General features: G+C 71.3%; 14 protein-coding genes. 3 read left to right on the top strand and 11 right to left on the bottom strand.

What is annotated here, in order from left to right; all coding sequences use genetic code 11:
* The first annotated feature begins 23 nt into the window (after positions 1–23).
* Both DDF78_RS04190 and mobF read left to right on the top strand, forming a co-directional pair.
* The gene (locus tag DDF78_RS04190) at positions 24–512 is read left to right on the top strand and encodes a hypothetical protein (RefSeq protein ID WP_152580522.1); all 489 of its coding nucleotides are present in this window, start codon (positions 24–26) and stop codon (positions 510–512) included.
* Positions 509–4,768, top strand: coding sequence for a MobF family relaxase (gene mobF / locus DDF78_RS04195; protein WP_024463939.1), 4,260 nt, complete (start codon positions 509–511; stop codon positions 4,766–4,768). Before DDF78_RS04190 ends, mobF begins: the two co-directional genes overlap by 4 nt.
* Here the strand turns inward: mobF and DDF78_RS04200 are convergent.
* The 11 genes from DDF78_RS04200 to DDF78_RS04250 form a co-directional block, all read right to left on the bottom strand.
* Entirely contained in the window at positions 4,654–5,316 is a 663-nt protein-coding gene (locus DDF78_RS04200; protein WP_051922015.1) for a hypothetical protein, read from the bottom strand. The two genes, mobF and DDF78_RS04200, sit on opposite strands and share 115 nt — an antisense overlap.
* Positions 5,313–6,146, bottom strand: a complete 834-nt coding sequence (locus tag DDF78_RS11700) for a hypothetical protein (RefSeq protein ID WP_024463941.1) — start codon at positions 6,144–6,146, stop codon at positions 5,313–5,315. Before DDF78_RS11700 ends, DDF78_RS04200 begins: the two co-directional genes overlap by 4 nt.
* A 5-nt stretch (positions 6,147–6,151) precedes the next feature.
* Entirely contained in the window at positions 6,152–8,062 is a 1,911-nt protein-coding gene (locus tag DDF78_RS04210) for a type IV secretory system conjugative DNA transfer family protein (protein WP_024463942.1), read from the bottom strand.
* Positions 8,063–8,073: 11 nt separating this feature from the next.
* A complete protein-coding gene (locus DDF78_RS04215) occupies positions 8,074–9,654 on the bottom strand; it encodes a putative type IV secretion/conjugal transfer ATPase (RefSeq protein WP_024463943.1) in 1,581 nt (526 codons plus the stop codon).
* A complete protein-coding gene (locus DDF78_RS04220; RefSeq protein ID WP_152580524.1) occupies positions 9,651–11,114 on the bottom strand; it encodes an SCO6880 family protein in 1,464 nt (487 codons plus the stop codon). The genes DDF78_RS04215 and DDF78_RS04220 overlap by 4 nt, the downstream gene beginning before the upstream one ends.
* A 46-nt stretch (positions 11,115–11,160) precedes the next feature.
* On the bottom strand, positions 11,161–12,669 hold the full coding sequence (locus tag DDF78_RS04225) for a hypothetical protein (RefSeq protein ID WP_152580525.1): 1,509 nt from the start codon (positions 12,667–12,669) through the stop codon (positions 11,161–11,163).
* Positions 12,670–12,686: 17 nt separating this feature from the next.
* On the bottom strand, positions 12,687–13,004 hold the full coding sequence (locus DDF78_RS04230; protein WP_024463946.1) for a hypothetical protein: 318 nt from the start codon (positions 13,002–13,004) through the stop codon (positions 12,687–12,689).
* 110 nt (positions 13,005–13,114) lie between these two features.
* Positions 13,115–13,753, bottom strand: coding sequence for a hypothetical protein (locus tag DDF78_RS04235; protein ID WP_024463947.1), 639 nt, complete (start codon positions 13,751–13,753; stop codon positions 13,115–13,117).
* A gap of 17 nt (positions 13,754–13,770) precedes the next feature.
* Entirely contained in the window at positions 13,771–14,886 is a 1,116-nt protein-coding gene (locus tag DDF78_RS04240) for an aggregation-promoting factor C-terminal-like domain-containing protein (RefSeq protein WP_024463948.1), read from the bottom strand.
* A complete protein-coding gene (locus DDF78_RS04245; protein ID WP_024463949.1) occupies positions 14,883–15,203 on the bottom strand; it encodes a hypothetical protein in 321 nt (106 codons plus the stop codon). The genes DDF78_RS04240 and DDF78_RS04245 overlap by 4 nt, the downstream gene beginning before the upstream one ends.
* Positions 15,204–15,208: 5 nt before the next feature.
* Positions 15,209–15,646, bottom strand: a complete 438-nt coding sequence (locus tag DDF78_RS04250) for a hypothetical protein (RefSeq protein WP_024463950.1) — start codon at positions 15,644–15,646, stop codon at positions 15,209–15,211.
* A gap of 170 nt (positions 15,647–15,816) precedes the next feature.
* Between DDF78_RS04250 and DDF78_RS04255 the strand changes: the two genes are divergently transcribed.
* Positions 15,817–17,019, top strand: coding sequence for a hypothetical protein (locus DDF78_RS04255; protein WP_152580526.1), 1,203 nt, complete (start codon positions 15,817–15,819; stop codon positions 17,017–17,019).
* Positions 17,020–17,036: the final 17 nt, after the last annotated feature.

Below are 17,036 nucleotides of genomic sequence, written 5' to 3' on the forward strand. Positions count from 1 at the left end.
CGTTTCAATAGAAAGGAACCACAATGAAACAGAACAACGAATCCATGGAAGCCGAGATCGAAAAGCTCCAAAACAAGCTCGCCGAGGCGAAGAGGATGCAACGCATAGCCAGGACGCTCGCCAGCACATTGGAGCACAGGCGGGCGGGCATCGCCAGAGCCATCAAGGCCTATGACGACGTGCGGTGCGCAGGCATCGACGAGCTTTCGTGGACGGATTCGCACGCCCGCGACAACGGCCTGGCCACCACCGCGCAGGCCATCGCCAGCGCCAGAGATGAGGTGATGGGGCCAGCTGCCAAGAGCGGGAAGAAGGAGGACTCAGCGCCGGGCGAGCCAGCGCCGGGCGAATCCGGAAGCGTCCCGAACGCCGAGGAGCAGGGCGCGCCGGCGCAGGAAGGCGGCGACGGGAACGGCATCAGCCAGCAGGATCACGCTGCGCTCGACGCAGTTCAGGCGCAGCCCGCCGATACCAGCGACGGACCACGGGAGGGCGCGCCCTCGTGGCAATGAGCATCACCAAGCTGATGGCCGGCACCGCCTCCAAGTACTACGAGAACACGGTCGACAGCGTGCTCTCGGACCACGGCGGCGGCATGGCCAACTACTACAACGCGCCGGGAACCCCGCCCGGCGTGTGGCTCGGCAGCGGGCTGAGACGCTACGGCCTCAAGGCCGGAACGCAGGCGTCGAACAAGCAGGTGCACCGCCTCTACGACGGGCTGCGCCAGCCCAACACCGGCAAGAAGCTCGTGCGCATGAACGACGAGAGCATCAAGGCGGGCAAGGTCGTGGGCGGCTACGACCTGACCTTCCACATGCCCAAAAGCGTCAACATCCTGTGGGCCAGCGGCGACAAGGACGTGCGCGCCGCCATCACGAAGGCCCACAAGGAGGCCATGGGCGAATCCGTCGCATGGTTCGAGACCCACGTCGCCAGCTCCCGCTCCGGCAGAGGGAGCGTCGTCCGGCAGCGCGCCAAGGGCGTCGTGGCCGTCGCCTACACGCACTGGGACTCGCGCGACCACGACCCCCACCTGCACGACCACGTCCTCATCTCCAACCTCGTGGAGCGCGCCGACGGCAAGGCCGGCGCCCTGGACGGCGGCAGCGCGTTCCGCGCCGCCGTCGCGATCAGCGAACGGCACACGAACCTGCTCATGGACAAGCTCACCCAGAGCCTGGGCGTGCAATGGCACCGGCGCGAAAGCCTCGACAGCAAGGCCAGCGTGTACGAGATCGACGGTGTCAGCGACGAGCTCATCGAGGCGTTCTCCAGCCGGCACAACGGCATCGCCGACAAGAAGAAGCAGCTCATCGAGCTCGCGAGGAGCAAGGGCGACACCGTGGAGAAGGCGCGGCTCGAAGCGCTCGACCGGCAGGCATGGCGCGAGACGAGGAAGGCCAAGCCGAAGCAGCCGCTGAGCCTGAGCCAGCTCATGGACTCCTGGCAGAGCGCCATGCGCGAGCACGGCATCGACCCCGCGCAGCTCGCCGGCTCATGCGTCGGCGCGAGCTTCAGCGCGATCGACGTGCGCGCCGCGCTGCGCGACAGGGACGCGATGCGCCAGCTCTCCGCGCTCCTGGACCAGAGCATTCGAGAGCAGGGCGGACAGCTCCAGAGGAGCGTGACCGGCGCGCTGCACGAGAACGTGAAGGCGAACCGCACGCGCATCACCCTGGACAACGTGCGCGCCGAAGCGGCCCGCCTCGTGCGCGGCGTGCGCGTCATCGACGGGCAGGCGGACGAGCTCATCGACGCGCTGTGCAGCGTCGAGACCGCGCGCCTGGTGCCCCTGACCGCGCAGCGCTACGAGATCAGCGAATCCATGAAGGCGGACGAGCGGATCACCGGATGGAACGGGCGCGCGGTCACCGACGACCAGGAGGGATTCGTGTTCGCCACGCGCGAGCTGCTGGACGCCGAGCAGGCGTTCATCCAGCGCGCCGACGCCACGTACGAGCCCGCCCGCCAGCTCGACCGGCAGGCGGTCGCCGACGCGGTCGAGGCCGCATCGGCAGCAGCCGCGCACCCGCTGGCCAAGGACCAGAGCGCCGCCGCGACGAGGCTGCTGCTCGACGGGCGCATGATCGTGGCGCTCAACGGGGCGGCGGGAACCGGCAAAACCACCACCCTGCGCGCCGTCGTGCGCAGCGCCGGCCGGCTGCAGGGCGAAGGCCTCGTGCTCGGCCTGGCCCCCACCGCCGCCGGCGCGGGCGAACTGAAGAAGAGCCTGGGCATCCAGACCGAGACCGTCGCCAAGATCCTCTACGAGGCGCGCACCGGCAGCCTGCAGACGCGCCTGGCCCGGGCGAACGAGCGGCTGGGCGCAGCGCGGACCCCCGCCGCCCGGCGCGCCGCCCGCGAGCAGGTCGCCGCTCTCAGCGCCCAGTCGGCCGCGCTGCGCATACCCCGGAACGGGATCGTGATCGTGGACGAGGCCGGCATGGCCGACACCATGAGCGTCGAGCTCCTGTCCCGCCTGTGCGCCGAGAACGGCGCGAAGATCATCATGGTGGGCGACAGCATGCAATTGTCCTCGCCCGGCGAGGGCAGCGGCGCGTTCAGCTGGCTCGTCGACCACGGCAGAGCCCAGGAGCTCACCACCGTGTTCCGCTTCCGCGACCCCGGGGAGGCCGTGCGCGCCGAGCACCTGCGCCGAGGAATCAAGGACAAGAAGAAGGAGACGTACACCGCCCTGGACGAGTACGAGCAGGCCGGAGCCATCCACGCCGTGCGCGAGGCCGACGCCGAGCGCGCCGTCGTGGAGCGCATGGTCGCGGACCTGAGCCGCGGCGTCGACTCGATCCTCGTCACCGCCACCAACCAGGACATGGCAGACCTCAACGACGCGATCAGCGGCAGGCTGCAGGATCTCGGGCTGGTCGATTCGAAGCGTCGCGTCACGCTGTCCGACAAGAGCAGCGCCGGGCGCGGCGACGCGGTGTGCACGCGAACCAACAACCGCGGCCTGCGCACGCCGGACGGGACCATCGTGCGCAACAGCGACATCTGGACCGTCGAACGAGTCAACGACGACGGCTCCCTGGACGTGCACCGGCGAGGCGACCGCTCCGCCACGCTGACGCTGCCGGCAGCCTACGTGCAGTCCAGCACGGAGGGCGGGTACGCGATGACCGCGCAGCGCTCACAGGGCAGGACCGTGGAGCGCTCATACACGTACCTGAGCGCGGAGGCCGACTCGTTCAGCCGCTCCATGCTCTACGTGGGCATGACCAGAGGACGCCAGAGCAACGAATGCTACGTCGCGGTCAAAGACCCCGAAGACATGAGGACCGAGGGCATGGACTCCTACGAGATAGCGTTCTGGCAGCAGCGCAAGCGCCCCGGACTCGAACAGGACGGGCGCAGGGAATGGAAGGGCCAGGGCCCCGCCCCCGACAAGGAGCGCTGGTACACGGCCGGCGACCTGCTGCCCGAGGACATCGAGCAGGCCAGGCTGCGACTGGGCCAGGTCATGGACGTGGGCGGCGGCTCCGAGCTCGCCACCTCATGGCGGCAGCGCTACGAGAAGTCGATGCGCCAGCCCAAACGGCTGGCCGTCGAATGGGACTACTACACGAGGCTCCTGGCCGAACGCCGGCTCGAAGAGCAGGTCATCGGACCCGAGCGCATGCGCCAGCTCGCCGGCGACCCGCAGTCCCTCACAGGCATGGTCGCCGCTTACAGTGAGGCCTCGCTCATCGACCGCCGGCAGGCCGACCGCATCGTCAGGACCAGCATCCAGGGCGGGGCGAACAGCGTGCGCCGCGCATTGAACGAGCAGATCAACGACCGGGACGCGGGGCGCAACACATGGGTCGCGGGCCGCTACGCGCACGCTCAGGCCGGACCGGACGAGAGCCAGAGGGTCAAAGACGCGGCCAGCATGGCCAACCAGAGCCTGGCGATGCTCGCCCCCGGCCTGGCCGAACGCACGGCGCGCGACGGCGAGAAGGGGCTCGCGCCCGCATGGACCAAGGCCATCGGACCCGCCCCCGAGTCCGGAGGCTCGGGCCGGCGGCAGTGGGAGCGGCTCATCGAACAGATCGAGGCGTACCGCGCCGAGAATGACGTCGACGACCTCGAGCACCCATTGGGAAAGCCCGGAGCCGGAGCGCAGGACGCATGGCGAGACCACGCGTGGCGCGAACGCCTGGAGCAAAGAATAGAAGTCTACCGGGCGACGCCGCCCGACCCGGATGCGCTGCCCGGGCTCGCCGCCCAGGACGCGCGCGGCTTCGACGGCGGCACCGTCAGAAGGCTCCTGTCCGGCCGGCCCCTGCTCATCGACATGACCGCAGGCCAGCCCCATGACCAGATCGGGCGGGACAGGGAGTACGCGACGGTGCGCAGCGCGAACCCGGCCGGAGCGATCGAACGCGCCCGCGCCATCAGCCCCGCCGCCGTGGAGAGGATCGCCATACGCGCCGACGGGGCGGACGAGCACGCGTTGCTGCGCGCGTGGGACGCGCTCAGCCGCTCGCAGCGGTACGCGGCCGTGCGCGTGGACGCTCCCGGCGGGCCCCGTCCCCTGTACGAGTCGGTGGCGCGGCGGGTCGGCGCCGAGCGGACGCTCGGGGCGATGGACGCGGCCGACGCCAGGAGCGCGGAGCGCGCGCTGCGGCGGCGGGCCCCGGAGCTGATGGCCGGCTACATGGCCCCCGAGAGCGGGTCGACGAATCCGCCGTCCGCATCCCGGCCGAGATCGCCGGAATCGTCCTCCATGTCCTCGCCGGGCAAGGGCATGGAGATGGGCGGCATGTGATCGGCTTCGATGGGGCGGCCGTCGCTGGACGCCTCCAGGCTCGCCCCCCAAGGGTACATGCCGGCCGGCTCGATGCCGTGCTCGGCCGAGAATGCGCGGCGCCGCCTCGTCGCGGCGCTCAGCGTTCCCGGCTCGTCGTGCCCGATGCCGCATTCGTGCTCGCCGTCGCCCACGCCCTGCGACTTGCAGTATTCGCGGATCATGGACAGCGCGCGGTCCTCGTCCTGCCAGAAGCGCGTCTGCTCGGCCGAGGGGAGGGGATGGTGCGGGCCGTTCCTGGTCATGAACGGCAGGTAGCAGGCCGCGTACTGGCAGCGCAGCGCGTCGAGCAGGGCGAACAGGTAGGGGTGCAGGATCCAGCATTCCGGCAGCGCGCGGTCCATGCGGTGGTCGATCTGGCACAGCATCTCCGCGAAGTCGGCGTCCGCGCCGGCCGTGGCCGGCTGCCTGGCGCGCGCGTGGAAGGCGTAGGGAGCCATGCCCAGCTGCTCGCCGATATCATGGTCGGCGGCCGGCAGATCCCAGAACGCTCCCGCGTATCCGCTCATGGCTTGACGCTGATGTCGGGCAGGGGGCCGTCGTTCGAGACCTGGTCCTGGGGCATCTGGCCGGACTGGTCGGGCGTCATGTCGCCGATGCACTGGTTCAGCTCGCTGTCGGCGGTCTTGATGCGGTTGGCCATGTAGAAGAAGTCCTGGCGGGCCATGGGCTTGCCCAATGACCCTTCGGTCTCGTGCGAGGCCCATACCCGGCAGGAGTAGGGCCACTGCGGGTGGTTCCTGATGAACTCGCGGGCGGCGCGCTCCGACACGTTCTTGGCGATGACCTGCTCGTTGAGCAGCTTGTTGGCCCAGTTCCACGCCTCGGCCTGCCACGTCTGCCAGGCGGCGTCGAGCTGGTCGCACTCCCGGCTCACGCCCTGCTGGTCGGACGCGGGCCGGGCGATGATCCGCTTGGCGAGGTCGGTCAGATCGTTCTCGGCGTCCGCGTAGTCGCCGTGCGGGTCGATCCGCTCGACCGGGGCCAGGTAGTCGCGCAGCAGCGGCTTGCCGTCGATCGGCAGGGTTGTGTCCAGCTCGTCGCTCATCTTCTGCATAAGGTCCCTGGCCTTGATGGCCGACGCGTTGCGCCAGTCGCCCCCGTCCAGCGCCGGGTTGTGGCTCGCCGGCGCCTGCGCCGTCGCGCCGGAGGACGCTCTCGCCGGCGAGGGCGAGGGCGCCGGCTGGCCGCCGTACAGGCCGGGGATGATGCCGGAGGCGAGCAGCAGGCCGAGCAGCAGCAGCGCCGCCAGCGTGTACAGCAGTCCCGCGAGGGCCGGATGGCGGTCCTGCAGCGCGCGCAGCCGGCCCCTGATTCCTGAGTTCTTCCCGTTGTTCATGGCTCTCACCTTACCGTCATCTGCGGGGCGTCGCTCCATGCCTGCGCCGTCCCGTCCGCCTCGTCCGCCTCGCCCTGCCAGCCGCGCTGCCACCAGGGGATCAGCTTCACGGCCGCGGCGGGCGTGGCCGCACTCATCAGGAGCGCGCACCACTGCGGTATCTCGCGCAGCGCCTGCTCGTCCAGCGTCGCCACGCGCTGCGTCTGCTCGTTCGTGCCCAGCCCGTCGCGCAGCCGGCCGCCGAGCCAGAAGCCGCCCCGGTAGGAATGGTTGACGCTCTTGACCTCGCGCTTGCCGACCAGGGCGCTGATGTCGCGCAGCGTCTGGCTGTCGGACAGGCCGCCGAGCACGACCTTCTGCCCCGACTCCCACATCTGCGCCTCCGCCTTCCTGTAGACGTCCTGGGCCTGCGGGCGGGACTGGAACACGGCGCACGCGAAGATCCCGTCGCCCGAGCCGGCCGTGAACACCTGCGGCAGGGCGGGCCAGGGGCTGATGTTGGCGCACTCGTCCAGGATCAGGCTCACGGACGGCTCGAGCTTGCCGTGCTCGGCCTCGGCGGCCATTTCGCGCGCGGTGTCGCGCACGTCATCCAAAAACATGCAGTTGAACACGGCCGTGCTCGCGTCGGCCTGCCCGTTCACGCTGCGCAGCTCGGCGAGCAGGTACACCGTCTGTCTGCTCCTCAGGAAGGCGCGCATGTCGAAGCGGCGGGCCAGCGGGTCCGGCCTGAACCAGGCGCGCACCTGCGGCAGGCTTAGGGCGCTGAACGCGCTGGACATCGTCAGCAGCTTGTTCGACGCGGTGCGCCGGTCGTCCTCGGACAGGCGGGCCAATGGCAATGCCCAGGCGCGCGCCTCGGGGCATTCCTGCTCGTGGCGCTCCAGGATCGCGCGCGCACGGCTGATGCCCTGCGTGTCCTGGGACCACAGGAACACGTCGTCCAGCCCCTTGCCGTCCAGCGCGGCGGCCAGCAGGAGCGCCTGGGTGATGTCCACGCCGATGCGCGCCCAGGTCGCGTCCTCGCCGCTGAAGTTCGCGCTGCTCACCAGCGCGCTGGCCAGAGTGCGCGCCTTCCTGGTGTCCCGGCAGGCAGGCACCGGGTCCCAGCGGATGCGCGCGTCCGAATACCTGCGGACGGAGCCCACGATGCCCATGGGGTCGAACACGTAGGCCCGCTCGCCGTCCGAATGCGGGCTCGAGCCGTCGAAGTCGCGCCGGGATGGCGTCGCGTAGCCGCCCGTGCGCAGGTCGAACGTCGCGTCCAGGATGTCCTTCCTCGAGCTGGTGGCCACCACGGCGCCGGGAGCCTCCACGATCAGGGGGATGACCAGGGCGTTGGTCTTGCCGCCCCTCGCGGGGCTGAGCACGTACGCGGGCCGCTCCATCGAGAGCCATACGTGCGCGCGATGGCAGTCTCCCAGGAGCACGCCGGCCAGGCTCGGGCTGATCGGCCTGCGCCTGGCGTCGCCCGAGTCGAGCATGGCGCGCGTGCCGGGCATCGCATGGTCGGCCGCATGGCTCAGCGCCCGGTCGGAGAGCTGCTGCATGCCCTCGCGCCGGGTCAGCAGATGCTCGTCGGTCAGGAACCGGTCGGCCGCCTGCTGCGGGCTGCCCGAATACCAGGACCACACGAGCGCGCCGGCCGCGCCCAGCGCGGCCAGCAGCGCGACGCCGAGGACGAGGATCCACGACTGCCGGAAGAGCGCGGCCAGCAGGACGCACAGGAGGAACGGGGCCAGCACGAGCAGCGCCATCGCGCGCCGCCCCCTCTCCCGGGACGCCAGAGCGCGCACCAGGGGCGTGTGCTCGCGCAGGAAGTCGCCCGCGCGGGTGCGCTGGAAGCCCTCCCACCAGTCGGTGAACCCGCGCGCCTCGTCGATGTCCGTGTGGTGCCTGTCGTATCCGCCGTTCATATTCCCTCTCCCTATCCTTGCCTGTTCTTGTCGGTCTGGAACACGTCGTAGGCCTCCGGGCCCACGTAGGGCCTGACCACGTCGCGCACCCTGGGCCCCACGCGCCATAGCGCGCAGAAGTCGGGCAGCGCCCGGATCGTGTTGATCTCGCGCAATGTCAGGTCGGGCAGCAGCCTGGTCATCTGCTCCAATGACGAGGAGGACTGCGCGTAGACGACCTGCGCCTCCGACTTGGTCAGTATCCCCATCATCGTGTTGCGGTGCTCGCTGCCCTCCTCGCCGAAGCTGCTCAGGTCGCCCAGCTCGTGCATCAGGAACCAGTTGCTCACCCCGAGCTCGCCCGACAGCCTGATCCTGCGGTCCCAGGCGCGCACCAGCTCCGGGTTGGACAGCAGCTCGTGGCCCTCCTCGGCGATCACGATGCGGAACAGGCCGTCGCGCTGCGCGCACAGCCGCTCCACGGTGGCGCTCATGGCCGCCATGTACAGGGTCTTCTTCTGCTCGTTGCCGTCCGAGGCGCTGCCGGTGTCGAACACGAGCATGGGGCTGGCCGGGTCGACGTCCACGGTCGACTCGCGTTCGAACGCGCCGGCCATCGCGCCCTCGACCAGCGGGTTGAGCAGGAGGATGAGCCGGTCGGCCGCCGAGCGCCGGTCGGTCTGGCCCACGCCCTTCACGGGCGTCTGCTCGGGCCACTGGGATACGAGCAGGTCCACCAGGCCGGCGATGGTCGGCGTCCGGCCCTGGTCCAGGTAGTGGTTCAGGGCCGCGTCCACGATCCCGCTCTCCTGCTCGTCGATGCCGGCGATGCCGTCCTGGCGCATCGCGGCGGCGATGCTGCGGATCGCCTGCGTCTGGATGCCGAGCACGTCGCCGCGCCAGTCCCGCTCCGAGCGGGCGACGGGCCGTCGGCCCGGGTCCAGGACGTTGAGATAGGAGCCGGCGCCCACGGAGACGACCTGGCCGCCGACCGAGCGGGCGACGCGCGCCCACTCGCCCTTCGGGTCGCCCTCGATGATCACGCGCCTGTTCCACGGGGCTGCGGTCTCCCTGGTGGCGAACATCTTCAAAAACATGCTCTTGCCCGAGCCCATCAGGCCGATGACCCAGCCGTTGACCGAGGTGGCCGCGTGCGTCTGGTAGGGCTGCCACGCGTCGTAGCGCCATACGGCGCCGCTCAGCGAGCTCTCGCCGATCACCGGCCCGTCGAACGGCGTGTATCCGGACACGACGAACGGGTCGAGCACGCCCGCCTGCTGCACCGACGCGCTGTGCCAGGGGATGGCCGGCGCGTAGTGCGCCAGTCCCAGCCGCCGGCCCGCGCCATGCGTGCGGGGCAGCGCGTCCCCGGCCGCGTCCGGCTCGGCCGCCTTCTCGCTCTTCCCAGCCAGGCTCCGGTACCAGTCGCGCAGCCGCCTTCTCGCCTCGCGCTCGGCCCGCCGGCGCTGGAAGCGGGGCGTGGCGGCGGCCATGCCCTGGCTGGCCGGCACGCCGTCCGCGTCGACCTTCGCGAGCTGGCGCAGTGTCAGCTGCGGCAGGACCGGCGCGAAGCCCAGCACGCCCGACGCGCCCTGCTCCTCGCGCTCCCTCATGACTCCCTGCCTTCCAGGCCCAGCGGCCACACGCCGTTGAACCGGGCGAGCTGCTGGTCGCGCATCGCGTCCATGTGGATCCATTTGGAGGTCCTGCCGTCGAATCGCGAGCAGGCGGCGTCGAGCCGCTCGCGGCTGTCGGCGAATATGGTCACGAACCCCTGGAACTCGATGTCGCCGCCGTCGTTGGCGATGTCGGCCAGATGCTCGTCCAGGCGGGCCGCCTCGGCCACGGTCCGCTTGTCGTCCGAACGGCCCAGCCTCCGGTTGATGCCGCTCATCGTCTCAGTCTCGTGCAGCTGGCCGGTGACCTGCTTCTTCGCCGTGTGCTCGTCGCGCGCGCGGAACACCTGCGTGAGGACCATGGGCGTCATCGTGGCCGAGGTGACGTTGGACAGCCAGCTGGGGAACACCGGGTTCTTCCCGTCGGGCCACCGGTCGATCCACCGGGTGCGGGCGAACAGGGGGCCGACCTCCATCCAGGTCGCGTGCGCGTGCCAGAACAGGGCCAGCGGGATGTCGTCGGGCAGCCGGCCCTTCGCGTCGAGCAGGGCCGTGGCCGTGGGGTCGATCAGCGTCTTCATCAGCCCGCGCAATTGCTGCATGTTCAGCCACTTCCATGCGGCCGCCTCGTCCACGCCCGTGCCGGACAGGCTGCCCATGAGCTCCTCGACCCTGGCGGACAGGAGCCGGCTCACGTCGGCCGGCGTGCTGCGCGCCGCGCTCTCGCCCTGCGCCTTCGAGGGGTCCACGGTGATCGTGACCACGTGGTCGTGCTCGAAGGGCATGGACAGCACGCTCTCCTCGACGTAGCGGATGTCCCTGTCGGCCAGCGAGCCGGAATCGGCCGGGCCGTCCCCGCTGGGCCGGACCGGCGCATGCAGGGCGCGCGACTGGATCACGACCCGGGTCACGTCGCCCTTGTCCCTGAGCGTGGCCACGGCCGCGCTGAACTGGGCGGAGAGGGACGAGAGGCGGGAGAACGAGGCGAGCTGCGCGTCCAGGCCTCGCACCCGGACGCACGCGGTCGCCTCGCCCTTGGCCGCGTCCCACACGTAGCACGCGCCCTCGTACGCGGTGTTCACGATCCGGTACAGGTCCACGCTCCCGTCGTTGCCGGGGATGTCCAGCAGGCCGACCGTCGCGCCCACGGTCAGAGGGCTGACCGTGGACCTCGCCCGGCCCGTCGCGCTCAGCAGCGCGAAGCCCAGCCTGGTGCCGATGATCTGCCATATGCTCAGCCCGCGGATCACGAGCAGGTCCGCCGCCATGACCAGGCACAGGGCCAGCGTAAACGGGCTGAGCGGCGAACGCCCGGCGAGCAGGTTGAGGCTGAACAGGGCGATCAGCGCGAACGCTATCGCGACCTGGTGCGTGGACCAGAACGCCAGCGCCTTCTGGCGCGGCACCCTGGCGAACGATGTGGAATAGAGGTTGTCCGATGAGGTCTCCGTTGCCAAGATCCCTCTCCTTTCTCACGCGTGGGCGTGGGTGTGCGTGCTGCCGCTACTGGTCGACGTGCGCGTTCGCGCCGCGCGCGCCGCCCGATTCGACATGCACCGTGACATGCGGCGTGCCGCCGCTCTCCTGCCCCTCGCGTCCGGGGCCCGAGGCGGGCTGCGGGGACGGGGCCGGCGAGGACGGCGATCCCGCCGCCCCGGGGGATCCCGGAGCCGTCATGGGTGGCGCGCCCGCGGGGCCCGCCTCGTCCGCCGCTCCCGGAGCGGCCGGGGATGGGGCCGCGCCCGGGGCGGGGGCCAGCTGTGCGGCGGCCGTGTTCATCGCGGCCGCCATGCCGGCCACGGCCGGCGACGTGTGCATGGAGGCGGCCGCCGCGGCCAGTCCCGCCTTGGCGATGCCGCCCATGCCCGAGCCCGGCGCACGGCCGGAGCCGGATGCGGCCGTCGCGCCGGGCGAGGACGGGAAGCCTGCCGGCGTGGGGGCGTGGGAGCTGCCGCCGTTCCGGGTGCCGTCCGTGGATGTTCCGGGCGTTCCGCCCGTGGGGCCGCCGGCGTCCTTGGATGGGTTCGCGGCCTTCGACGCCTCGGACGCTGCGGAGCCTGACGCCTTGGCTCCGGCTCCCGCCGCGCCGGCGCCCATGCCTGCGGCGGACGCGCCGCCCGTGGCCACGGCCCCGGCGATCTGCACGGCTGCGGCGGCGGCCTTGCCGGCCTCCTCCTTTGCCTTGCCGACGGTCTGCTTGCCGGCCGTCGCGGCCGTGTTCAGGCCCTGGCCGGCTGGCAGATGGCCCGCGAACTTGGCGACCAGCACCCAGGGGAAGACGCTGGAGAGCACCATGCCGACGATCGCCTCGAGGAAGGCCATGGGGTTGTCGGAGCCGGCGGCCTTCATCAGCTCGCCCGTGATCGTGATGAACAGGCCGACCAGCGGCTGGTAGAGGATGATGCCGATGACCCACACGATGTATTTGCGGGCCGCGCCCATGGCGCGGCGCGCGAAGCCGGTGTCCATGATGCCGGCGGGCAGCAGGCACACCGCGACGACCAGAAGGAACTGGCGCGCCCCCATGCACAGCAGCAGGCTCGCGGCCGCGAACAGCATGATGACGAGCATCACGACGAGCAGCGGGCCGGCGAACTGGCCCTTGATCGCGGCGGCCGAGAGGCCGGGCAGCGAGGGCGCCTGCAGCTTGGGGCTGGTCAGGTCGACGCCCAGGATGAGGCCGGTCAGCGCGGTGCTGATGTTGATGGCCTGGACCATGACCCACAGGGCGGCCATCGTCAGCGGCCAGGACAGGAGCGCCTGGCCGCTGATCCGCCAGATGTCGCCCATCCGGCCGGCCGTCGCCGCGCGGGCGATGGCGTACCCGGCCGAGAGGATCACGACGAACAGGACGACGCCGGCGACCTTGCCGATGATGTTTCCGGCGACCGTCCACTGGCCGGAGGTGATCACGCCGGCCTGCAGGGCCATGGCGCAGGTCTGCTTCCAGGCGTCGACGGCCCCCTGCAGCACCCAGTCGAGGAACGCTCCGATCATCGTATTGAACACCATGGGTCAGGCCTGTCCTTTCAGAACATCTTGATGCCGGCGAACCACCAGATCAGGCCGCCCGCGGCCGACACGATGATCGCGCTGACGCCGCACACGAGCATGACGATCACCGAGATCTTCTGCCCGGTGCCCGATTGGACGATCTTGCTGCCTACCCAGCCCACCGCGGCGGCGATGAGCAGCCCGACGAGGACGTACAGGGCCGAGCCCTGGAACATCTGGATCAGGCTGCGCAGCGTCGCGTTCCAGGGCGCGTCGAACGTGGGGGTGATGGTGGACGGGTCGTCGGCGAGGATCGCCTGGGCCAGGTCCGTGGTGATATGCGGTCGAGTCATGTCAATGGCTTCTTTCTTCTTGTTGTTCGTTCATTGGTTGGCTGGATGATGGGCTGGATGCCGCGGCGGCGGCGAGCGTCCCCGGCTCGCGGCGGCCCGGATGGCCGCGCTCATAGCCCGACCTTGCCGGCCAGCCAGCCGATCGTCTGGCCGGCCTTGTCCCTGATGGCCTGGTAGCCCTGCAGCAAGGTCTTCGCCACGCCCTGCTTGCGCACGATCTGCACCCCGGCCTTCAGGTCGTCGATCACGCTGTCGGCTGCGGCCTTGCCGGCCTGGACGGCCGAGCCGGCCGCGCCGGGGATGTCCCCGTGAGACGCCTTGCTCTTCGCCTCGCCCCACGCCTTGCCCGCCGCGTCGCTCTGCGCATGGGCCTCGCCCAGGCTCTGCGCCGCCGCGGCGCCGACCTGCGCGGCCAGCGGGGATCCGGGCCCGTACCCGGCTCCGATCTGCCCGTCGGGCGCGGCCGTGACGCTCACGCCCTGCGGGATCGCGTCGAGGCCCGTGCCCCAGGTCACCGCCATCGGCAGCGCCGTGACGAGCGTGGCGGCCAGCAGGCAGGAGAGGATGGCGATGCCGCCCCGGCCCTGCGCGATGAAGAAGTTGCCGCTGATCTTGGCCGCTGCCCACCACACGCAGGCGACGACCAGGCCGAGCACGAGCAGCAGGACCAGCGTGCCCAGCAGCGTTCCCACCAGGCTCTTGAGCTGGGGCGGGACCCATGAGTAGTCGATATGCGGTTTGATGGTCATTTCCTAGCCTTCTCTCTCTAGTACCAGTGCGGGCTGCGCGACTGCCACAGGCTCCAGGCGGCGCACGGCGTCCCGTAGTCGGGCCGGCCCTTGATGTAGCCCAGGCCCCATTTGATCTGCGTGGTCGCGTTCGTCTTCCAGTCGCTCCCGGCGGAGCTCATCTTGTCGGCGGGCAGCGCCTGGGGGATGCCGTACGCGCCCGACCCGGGGTTCTCGGCGTCCGCGCGCCACCCGGACTCGTGGTCCCAGAGCTGCTCGAGGCACGAGTACTGCCTGTCCGCGTCGTCCGGCCACTGCTGCCTGACGAGCTGGCGGGCGGCGTCCTTGGCCTGGCCCACGGATCCGTTGGTCACGGCCGCCGCGTTCAGCACGCTCGCGCCGTCCGCGTCGCACTGCGCCGTATCCTGCGCGGCGGATGCCGTGCCGCCGTCCGCGCCCGGCGTGGACTTCGCGTTGGGGTCGTGCCGATACACCTGGGTGAGCCCCGCGTCCAGGTAGGGGCCGATGCCGATCTCCTGGTCCGCGCCCTTGCCCTGGTCTCCGGGCATGCCGTCCTCGGTGCCCGAGGGCGTGGCGTGCCGGGCCCCGGCGAACAGGCCGCCGCCCACGTACACCTCGGTGTGCTCCGTCGGGTTCACGACGATGTCGCCGCGCTTCAGGGACTGCCTGGCGTCGTGGAAGTCGCCGCTCCACGTCAGGTGCGCGAATCCGACGGCCGTGAGCGCCTGTCCCTCGCTCATCGTGTTGAACGGGGCGGCCGGAAGCCCGGCCACGCCCGCGTGTCTGACCGCGAAGTACACCAGGCTCGAGCAGTCGTAGTCGGGGTTGCCGCCGCGCCGGTTCTGCGAGTAGCCGTGCGAGTCGTCGTTCGCCGTGGCCTCCATGAACGTGGCGACCTGCTCGGCCACCGGGTCGTCGGAATGCTCCGGCGCCCGGTACGAGGCGTTCGACGCGTTCGCCGTGCCCTGCCCTGCGGCCACGGCGTCGCCGCCCGACGCGTCGGACTGGCCGCATCCGGAGAGCATCATGCCGCCCAGCAGGGCGAACAGGAGCATCAGCGGGGCGAGCACGCCCGCCGCCACGGCTACCAGTACGCCGATCAGCGCATGCGACGAGCTTTTGGAGCCGTTCACGCGGCCAGCCCCGGGACGGGCAGCGGCAGGCTGGGAAGGGCGTGCGGCACGAGCGCGTACAGCGCCTGCCATCCCTCGGCCATGAAGACCAGGACGAGCACGCCCGTGAGCAGCCAGCAGGCGGCCGCGAGCAGCGCGCACGCCAGGCGCATGGCCTCGTAGCGGCTGGACCGGGACATCTGCCGGGCGAACGCGGAGGCGAACAGGAGGGCCGCGAGCAGGCCGAGGCGTGCGGGCAGCGGCCATGAGACGAGCAGCATGCAGGCGCCGGAGAGCATCGAGCCGAGCGCGGCGAACAGATCCATCATCGATCCCATCACTCTTACCTGCGCTTCGATGGCAGCAGGGCGAAGACGACCGTGGGCAGCATGCACAGCGGGTAGGTCACCAGGATGAAGTAGACGGCCGCGGCGGTCGCGTTCCCGTCCCCGTCCAGCGCAATGGCGGGCACGAACACGGCGCACGCCGCGGCGAACAGGACCGGGGCGAGCACCAGGCACATGACGGGCCTGCCGATCCCGGCGTCCCGGCCGCGGCGCACCACGGCCGGGCACAGCGCGACGAGGAACAGGAGCGTCCACGCGCACAATGCGGCGACGGCCCAGGCGTGCGGCTCCCCCAGCAGCCAGCCGCCTAGCAGCGCGCCGACCAGGCACAGCGGGGCGAACACGGGCCAGAACACGGCGCGGGGCATGCGCGCCGGAGCGCCCAGCGGCCTCCACGCGCCCAGCACGGCCGCAGTGGAACGACGATCGGTCATGACAGCATCTCCCTTCCTTGGAGAACGGCAAAAAACGAAAACGGAAGCGTGACGGGCAGCATCCGGAGCGCCGCGCCATGCGGGTTAGAATCTGCTCGAACCCCGGCGGGAGAGCCGATGCCACGGGCACGGCCGCATGCGGGGGACGATTCACGGGAACGGAGCGTCGCATGGGCGATTGGATGGACGAATGGGGCCAGTACGGCCCGCAGGGCGAGAGGAAGGAGCGGCTCGACGCGCTGCGCGCGCGCCTGGACGCGCGGCCCCGGCCCGACGTCGAGTCCGAGGACGAGGACGAAGGCCCCCGGCAGGACGAGCGCGAGGAAGACCGGGAGGACGAGCCCGCCGAGCGGATCCCCGTCGAGCCGGCCGGCGAGGCCGAGAGCACGGCGCCGCTCGATCTTGAGGCCGTGGCCGAAGCCGGCGGCACCGAGGATGCGACGGCCGGGCCGTCGCACAGGCGCGCGCTGCGCGCGGCCGCGATCGTGCTTGCCGTCCTCGCGGCGGGAGGCGTGGGAGCCGTTGCCGTGAGCGGCGTGCAGGCCAGCCAGATACGCGGCCTGCAGGCCTCCTGCCAGGACGCGCGGCATGCCCAGGGCCAGGCGTTCGACCGGCTCGGCGAGGCGATGCATGGCGACGCCGCGGCATTGTCCAGGCTGCCCGCCAGCGCGGTCCAGGACCCCGGGAAGGTCACGGCCCTGGCCGCCCTGCTCAGGAACGCTCCGAAGCCGGCCGCCGCCGACTGCGCCGCAGGAGGGCGAGGCGGGCTGCGCGCCGGCATCGATGCGCTGGACGCGGCCGCGAAGGCCGCCCAGGAGCGCAGCGGCCGGATCGAGGCGGCCGGCAAGGCCGTGCAGGCCAGCCGCGACGCGAGGATCCTGGCCGACGCGAAGGCCTCGCTGCGCCAGACGATCGGCCAGGGCAAGGCCCAGCTCAAGGACTCCTCCGGCAAGGTCAAGGACGAGGCCGCGCGGACGGCCCTGCAGCACGCGATCGACGCGGCGGGAAAGACCCTCGCCGGAACTGCGACGGGCCCCAGAACGTACCGGGACTCCCAGAGCGCGCTGCAGGCCGCGATGAAGAGCGTCGGCGACAGCATGGCCGCCAGGCAGAAGGACGATGCGGCCAAGGCCGCGGCCGCCCAGAACAGCGCGCCCGCCCCTGCCGCGAACGAGCAGCAGGCCCCGGCGCCCGCTCCCGCCCAGCAGGGCGGCGGAGGATACGCGCCAGGCGGATACTCCGCTCCGCGACGCCAGGCCCCGGCTCCGGCGCCAGCCCCCGCGCCGGCCCCGGCCCCCAGTCAGGGAGGCGGGACGGGCGGCTGGTCCGTGCCGCCCGTCCAGCACGGCATCCCGATGCCCGATCATCTGTGATCCGCAAGCCATCGAGC

The organism is Bifidobacterium tibiigranuli (genome assembly GCF_009371885.1).
GTDB lineage: Bacteria > Actinomycetota > Actinomycetes > Actinomycetales > Bifidobacteriaceae > Bifidobacterium > Bifidobacterium tibiigranuli.

Excerpts from the sequence above, each read along its gene's own strand:
- DDF78_RS04230 (WP_024463946.1), bottom strand. The coding sequence starts at position 13,004 with ATGACTCGACCGCATATCACCACGGACCTGGCCCAGGCGATCCTCGCC.
- DDF78_RS04250 (WP_024463950.1), bottom strand. The coding sequence starts at position 15,646 with ATGACCGATCGTCGTTCCACTGCGGCCGTGCTGGGCGCGTGGAGGCCG.
- DDF78_RS04215 (WP_024463943.1), bottom strand. The coding sequence starts at position 9,654 with ATGAGGGAGCGCGAGGAGCAGGGCGCGTCGGGCGTGCTGGGCTTCGCG.
- DDF78_RS04190 (WP_152580522.1), top strand. The coding sequence starts at position 24 with ATGAAACAGAACAACGAATCCATGGAAGCCGAGATCGAAAAGCTCCAA.
- DDF78_RS04200 (WP_051922015.1), bottom strand. The coding sequence starts at position 5,316 with ATGAGCGGATACGCGGGAGCGTTCTGGGATCTGCCGGCCGCCGACCAT.
- DDF78_RS04235 (WP_024463947.1), bottom strand. The coding sequence starts at position 13,753 with ATGACCATCAAACCGCATATCGACTACTCATGGGTCCCGCCCCAGCTC.
- mobF (WP_024463939.1), top strand. The coding sequence starts at position 509 with ATGAGCATCACCAAGCTGATGGCCGGCACCGCCTCCAAGTACTACGAG.
- DDF78_RS04225 (WP_152580525.1), bottom strand. The coding sequence starts at position 12,669 with ATGGTGTTCAATACGATGATCGGAGCGTTCCTCGACTGGGTGCTGCAG.
- DDF78_RS04255 (WP_152580526.1), top strand. The coding sequence starts at position 15,817 with ATGGGCGATTGGATGGACGAATGGGGCCAGTACGGCCCGCAGGGCGAG.
- DDF78_RS04245 (WP_024463949.1), bottom strand. The coding sequence starts at position 15,203 with ATGGGATCGATGATGGATCTGTTCGCCGCGCTCGGCTCGATGCTCTCC.
- DDF78_RS11700 (WP_024463941.1), bottom strand. The coding sequence starts at position 6,146 with ATGAACAACGGGAAGAACTCAGGAATCAGGGGCCGGCTGCGCGCGCTG.
- DDF78_RS04210 (WP_024463942.1), bottom strand. The coding sequence starts at position 8,062 with ATGAACGGCGGATACGACAGGCACCACACGGACATCGACGAGGCGCGC.